Here is a 6,257-nt window from a genome sequence, read left to right as displayed (position 1 = left end):
ATTCTCTATTTAGCATAATCAACAGCACGTGTTTCACGAATAACTGTCACCTTAATTTGACCTGGATATTCGAGTTCGCCTTCAATCTTCTTTACAATATCCCGGACTAAACGAACAGCTGTTAAGTCGTCAATCTTATCTGGCTTAACCATAATACGAATTTCGCGACCCGCCTGAATCGCAAAAGATTTCTCTACGCCATCAAATGATTCAGCAATTTCTTCCAATCGTGTTAATCGCTTAAGATAGCTTTCTAGAGTCTCTCTGCGAGCCCCCGGCCGAGCGGCCGAGACTGCATCAGCAGCTGCTACAAGTACAGCTTGGATTGTTTTAGGTTCTTCATCACCATGGTGAGCAGCAATAGCATTAATAACTTCAGCCGATTCACGATATTTCTTAGCCAAATCAGCACCAATTGTTACATGAGGGCCTTCAACTTCATGGTCTACAGCCTTCCCTATATCGTGCAGTAAACCAGCTCGTTTAGCTAACATTACATCTACACCAAGTTCTGCGGCCATAACCCCAGCTAAGTGTGCTACTTCGACTGAATGTTTGAGTACATTCTGACCATAGCTGGTCCGAAACTTTAATCTTCCGAGAAGTTTTATCAGTTCAGGATGCAAGCCATGAACGCCAGTTTCAAATGTTGCCTGTTCGCCTGCTTCCTTAATTTTCTGTTCAACTTCTTTTTGGGCTTTCTCAACCATCTCTTCGATACGGGCAGGATGAATTCGACCATCCACAATAAGTTTCTCCAGTGCAATTCTGGCAACCTCTCGACGAACAGGATCAAATCCAGATAAAATGACTGCCTCAGGTGTATCATCAATAATCAAATCAATACCGGTAAGTGTCTCCAGGGTCCGAATATTGCGGCCTTCCCGACCAATAATTCGACCTTTCATTTCATCATTAGGCAGAGAAACCACAGATACAGTGGTTTCTGCAACATGATCCGCGGCACAGCGTTGAATCGCTAATGATATAATCTCTTTGGCTTTCTTATCTGCCTCTTCTTTCGCCTGTTGCTCTAGGTCCTTAATTAGCATTGCTGTCTCATGTCTAATTTCTTCTTCAACATTAGCAAGCAACAAGGTACGGGCATCTTCAGAAGTCAAGCCGGACAGCCTCTCGAGTTCGGTTTGTTGCTTGGCATATAGTTCGTTAATTTTCTCTTGGCTTTTATCAACCTCAGTTTCTTTACGACTGAGAATTTCTTCCTTCTTTTCGAGGGAATCGATTTTTCGGTCAAGATTTTCTTCTTTTTGCACCAAGCGTCGTTCTAAGCGTTGCAGTTCTGTGCGGCGATCTTTGATCTCCCGCTCGAGTTCACTTCTCGATTTGTGAATTTCTTCTTTTGCTTCTATTAGTGCTTCTTTCTTCTTGGATTCACCAGCTTTTTCAGCATCTTCTACAATTTTTCTTGCTGCATTCTCAGCAGAAGCAATTTTGGCTTCAGCTATATTCTTACGAACCCAATAGCCTGCACCAGCACTCAACAGTCCGACTACAATTGCGGTAATAATAATCTCTACTATAAGTTCCACCTCCTTAGTAAAATACTGGTATTAAGGGTAAAGCCGAGTTTAACTCGGCTCTTAAAAGTAGCTTTTCAATTGCTTCATCAGCATTCAAGCTCTCCTAAAAGTACCTATTAGATTTGATGTGCTTCACGATTGGATAATTTTATTTTAAATGTTTTTCAAATGGGTGTCAAGGAGCCATGTCTATAAGGCGCTCTAAAACTTTACGAACAGTCGTAGCCTTATATCCTTTGGCAGACATACGCCGTATTACCTTAGTCACATCTTCACATTCATTTACGCGTAAATACTTAGCTGCCAGTTTAAGGGCAGCTTGATATTCAAACTCTTCATCCCACTCTGCTAGCTTCGTTTTAATCAAATCGGCAGATAAACCTTTGCGTCTTAACCTTAGAAAAGTTTCTTGCAAACTATATTTACTCATTTCAGCATGTTTGGCTATAAGTATGTCACAAAGCGCGGCATCATTAAGATAGCCGCGCTCAGTAAGATATTCGATAGCCTGATTTACCGCCAGTTCATCATACCCATGTTTTAGAAGCTTTTGTTCAAGCTCATATTGGCTATGAGACCTAAACTTTAACAGCCTAATGGCAACTTCAACTATATTCATATTTATTAGGCCTCAAAAACATCATCTTTATCTTCATCATCGATGGCAGGTAGCATATCCTCGCTTAGAACATTATCAATTTTTGTATCGCCGCCAGCTAGAAGTGTTTCACGAATCTTACGGTCTATCTCATCCGCAACTTGACGATTATCCTTTAAAAAGTCTTTAACATTTTCTCTACCTTGCCCTAACCGTTGATCATTATAGGAAAACCAGGCCCCACTCTTATTTATAATCTCAAGCTTAACGCCAATATCGACTAAGCTGCCTTCACGTGAAATACCCTCACCATACATTATATCAAATTCAGCCTGTTTAAAAGGAGGAGCCACTTTATTCTTAACAACCTTTACCTTGGTACGATTGCCAACAACATCATTACCTTGTTTTAGACTCTCCGATTTCCGAACATCCAAGCGGATTGATGCATAGAATTTCAACGCTCGCCCACCTGTAGTTGTTTCTGGATTGCCAAACATGACACCGACTTTTTCACGAATTTGGTTAATGAAAATAACGGTAGTGCGAGATTTGCTAATAATACCGGTTAGCTTACGTAATGCTTGTGACATTAAACGGGCATGCAGACCAACATGAGAGTCTCCCATATCACCATCAATTTCGTTCTTAGGCACTAAAGCAGCTACCGAGTCAATAACAATAATGTCAACAGCAGCACTGCGCACCAGCGCCTCAGCAATCTCAAGAGCCTGCTCACCATTGTCAGGTTGTGAAATAAGAAGATTATCGATATCAACACCAAGCTTCTTAGCGTAAACCGGATCAAGAGCATGCTCGGCATCAATAAATGCAGCAATCCCGTCCAATTTTTGGGCCTCAGCTATAATATGTAAAGATACAGTTGTTTTACCTGATGATTCGGGACCGAATATCTCTACAACCCGGCCACGTGGCACCCCGCCAACCCCAAGAGCGATATCCAGCGGTAATGAACCTGTAGGAATAACCTCCATATTCATTTTAGCAGCAACTTCACCAAGCTTCATAATCGCACCTTTGCCAAAATCTTTTTCTATTTGGCGCATAGCATTCTCAAGTGCTTTAAATTTATCCATTTCCCGGTTCTTCTCAAAGTCTTTTGTTTTATCCATTAATTTTAGACCTCCCCCGACAACTATACCATCATTTTACAAACATTTGTTCGTTTTGTCAACGATAACATTACCGGTTGAGTACATAATTTATTTGCTGTTTAACGTCCTTTGGCTGGTTCAATATTAACACGATGGCCTTTGATAGTATTTTTGTTCATAACTGACAGAACCCGTTCGGCAACACCTTCCGGAACCTCAACAAATGTAAACTTATCATAAATATTTATTAGCCCGATGATACTGCCTTGAATATCAGCTTCCTCAGCAATAGTGCGAACGATATCTTGTGGTTGAATTCTCTGAGCCCGTCCAGCATTAATAAACAACCGTACCATGCCTGGCTCAGCCCCGGTATTACCAAACTGCAATTCCGGTTTCTCAATAACAGCCTGCTCTTTATAACCTTCCTGGAATAATTTTAGTGCAGCAGCCGCAAGATCAATCGGATCATAATCGGTCGCTAAATCAGCAACGATGCTACCGTATGCATCAAAACCGCCTCTTGTAATGGTCTGCGTCAGCTGATTCTTTATTACCTCAGTCTGCCGCTCCAGTATATCTGCCGGCGATGGCAACTGCCGCCGCAATATCCGAGTCTTGACTTCTTTCTCAATAAGTTTTAGTTGCCTATATTCGCGTGGCTGAATAAAAGTCATCGCTACGCCTTTTTTACCAGCACGGCCTGTACGGCCAATGCGATGGACATACGACTCAGGATCTTGGGGGATATCATAATTTATAACATGGGTGATATGTTCAATATCCAGTCCTCTGGCAGCAACATCGGTCGCAATAAGGATATCCAGCTTGCCATCTCTAAACTTTTTCATGACCCTGTCACGCTGAGCCTGGCTTAGGTCACCATGCAATCCATCCGACATATAACCCCGCGCGGATAATGATGCAACTAAATCATCGACCCCTTTTTTGGTACGGCAGAAGATAATAACCCTGCCAACTGTTTCTGAATCAAGCACCCGGCATAAACCGTCAAGCTTATCACGGGTTTCATAATATATTTGATCAATTAAGGGAACTGTTAACTGTTCTTTACTGATAGTTACTGTTACCCGGTCTTTCATATATTTATTAGCCAGAGCCATTATCTCAGACGGCATCGTAGCTGAGAATAACAATGTTTGCCGCTCTGATGGAATATTCTGGAGAATGCTCTGGATATCGTCAATAAACCCCATATCAAGCATCTCATCAGCTTCGTCAATCACTAAGATCTTGACATTATCAAGTTTTATAGTGTTCCTGCGAATATGATCCAGCAGACGGCCAGGAGTCCCTACTATTACTTGTACACCTAATTTCAGAGTTCTGATCTGTCTTTCAATAGCCTGCCCCCCATAGATAGGCAAGGTCTTTATTCGTTTAAATTTTCCTATTTTAGCCAGTTCTTCCGATACCTGAATAGCGAGTTCCCGGGTAGGAGTGAGTACAAGAGCCTGTATTTGTTTAGCTTCCGTTATCCGCTCCATAATCGGGATACCGAATGCCGCTGTTTTACCGGTACCGGTTTGAGCCTGGCCAAGAACATCATTGCCAGCCAATACCAGTGGAATTGTTTGACTTTGAATCGGTGATGGTTCCTCAAATCCCATTTCGGTGATAGCCGCTGCTGTTTTCTTGCTTAAAGATATGTCTCCAAATAAAGTTACTGCGTCTTTCATATAAAAACCTCCTATATAATAAGCAGATATTGACGTAAGTGATTAAGGGCGGCGAGAGCCGTCCTGTGCTTTACGTCAGTACGATTTCCATTAAAGTAATGCTGATATCCCACTATTCCTGCCGGGCCGTCAATAGCAATATAGACAAGCCCTACAGGCTTGTCAGCAGTGGCTCCACCAGGACCGGCAATGCCGGTAATACCGATACCAATATCGGACAAATACCGTTCTTTGATTCCCCGAGCCATGCTTTCGGCCGTTTTTTGACTTACAGCACCTTCTGCCGCAAGGATATGCTCAGGAACTCCAACTTGGGCCACCTTAATTTCATTGCTGTAACAGACTACGGTTCCTGTCAAATAACGTGAACTGCCGGGAACATCTGTAATACGGCTGGTTACAAGACCGCCGGTACATGATTCTGCTAACGCTATTGTCAAATCTTTGGCCAAAAGTAAACTTCCCACAGAATTCTCCATAGTTTCATCATCAATACCAAAGATATATTCACTTATCAGCGGACGAATTTGACCTTCAAGATCGGTAATTAATTGCAAAGCAGCAGTTTCACTGACGGCGCTTGCAGTAATGCGGACATTTATTTCACCATTCCTCACCAATAAGGCAAGTGTTGGATTAGATTGAGACAAAATAAACTTCTGAATTTTTTCTTCTAGTGCCGATTCCCCTAAACCATATGTACGCAGCACCCTGGACATGATAGCCCCTTGAATACCATAATGCTCTTTAAGATATGGAACGACTGAGGTGTTAAACATTGCGGATAGTTCATGCGGCGGTCCTGGTAAGTTGATTATTATCTTTCCTGTTGTTTGATCTTCAACAATAACGCCAGGTGCTGTACCGCAAGTATTTTCAACAATCTTTGCCCCATCAGGCATCATGGCCTGACGGAGATTATTATCAGACATACATATACGGCGTTCGGCAAAATAGCGTCTTATCCGTTCCGCACTTTCTTCATGAAAATACATCGATTTATGTAACACATCAGCTGTTACTTCTTTAGTAATATCACCTTGAGTGGGGCCTAAGCCGCCACTTGTTATCACAATATCGGCCCGCTCTAAAGCCGTTTGTAACACATTTTTCATTCGTGCTCGATTATCGCCCACTGTAGTCTGATATAACACACTAAAACCCAGCTCATTCAAGCGAGCTGCCAAAAAAGGGGCATTCGTATTTATGATCTGACCCAAGAGCAGCTCAGTGCCAGTACTCACTAATTCTACAATCATCTCATTCCCTCCTGACAATATGCATTCGCGGCATAATTAATAAT

5 protein-coding genes are annotated in these 6,257 nt (G+C 42.2%); all 5 read right to left on the bottom strand.

Going from position 1 to position 6,257, the window contains the following annotated elements:
* Nucleotides 1-5 precede the first annotated feature (5 nt).
* The 5 genes from rny to VN379_RS10795 all read right to left on the bottom strand — a co-directional run bounded on the left by rny (nucleotide 6) and on the right by VN379_RS10795 (nucleotide 6,213).
* A complete protein-coding gene (gene rny / locus VN379_RS10815; RefSeq protein WP_325533666.1) occupies nucleotides 6-1,550 on the bottom strand; it encodes a ribonuclease Y in 1,545 nt (514 codons plus the stop codon).
* A 166-nt stretch (nucleotides 1,551-1,716) separates the two neighbouring features.
* On the bottom strand, nucleotides 1,717-2,160 hold the full coding sequence (locus VN379_RS10810; protein ID WP_325533664.1) for a regulatory protein RecX: 444 nt from the start codon (nucleotides 2,158-2,160) through the stop codon (nucleotides 1,717-1,719).
* Between the two features lie 5 nt (nucleotides 2,161-2,165).
* Complete coding sequence (gene recA / locus VN379_RS10805; protein WP_325533668.1) at nucleotides 2,166-3,236, bottom strand: recombinase RecA; 1,071 nt, start codon at nucleotides 3,234-3,236, stop codon at nucleotides 2,166-2,168.
* 137 nt (nucleotides 3,237-3,373) lie between these two features.
* Nucleotides 3,374-4,954 carry a DEAD/DEAH box helicase gene (locus VN379_RS10800; RefSeq protein ID WP_325533662.1) on the bottom strand — a complete coding sequence of 527 codons (1,581 nt, stop codon included), beginning with the start codon at nucleotides 4,952-4,954 and terminating at the stop codon, nucleotides 3,374-3,376.
* A gap of 11 nt (nucleotides 4,955-4,965) precedes the next feature.
* The gene (locus VN379_RS10795; protein ID WP_325533660.1) at nucleotides 4,966-6,213 is read right to left on the bottom strand and encodes a competence/damage-inducible protein A; all 1,248 of its coding nucleotides are present in this window, start codon (nucleotides 6,211-6,213) and stop codon (nucleotides 4,966-4,968) included.
* Nucleotides 6,214-6,257 lie beyond the last annotated feature (44 nt).

This window comes from Sporomusa sp. (assembly GCF_035561255.1).
In the GTDB taxonomy this organism is placed as follows: Bacteria; Bacillota; Negativicutes; order Sporomusales; family Sporomusaceae; genus Sporomusa.
Note: the sequence above shows the minus strand (reverse complement) of the source record. Positions and strands in the feature narration are given on the sequence as shown.

What these genes read in the sequence shown, in the direction of transcription:
- VN379_RS10810 (WP_325533664.1), bottom strand. Translation starts at nt 2,160, where the DNA reads ATGAATATAGTTGAAGTTGCCATTAGGCTGTTAAAGTTTAGGTCTCAT.
- VN379_RS10800 (WP_325533662.1), bottom strand. Translation starts at nt 4,954, where the DNA reads ATGAAAGACGCAGTAACTTTATTTGGAGACATATCTTTAAGCAAGAAA.
- VN379_RS10795 (WP_325533660.1), bottom strand. Translation starts at nt 6,213, where the DNA reads ATGATTGTAGAATTAGTGAGTACTGGCACTGAGCTGCTCTTGGGTCAG.
- recA (WP_325533668.1), bottom strand. Translation starts at nt 3,236, where the DNA reads ATGGATAAATTTAAAGCACTTGAGAATGCTATGCGCCAAATAGAAAAA.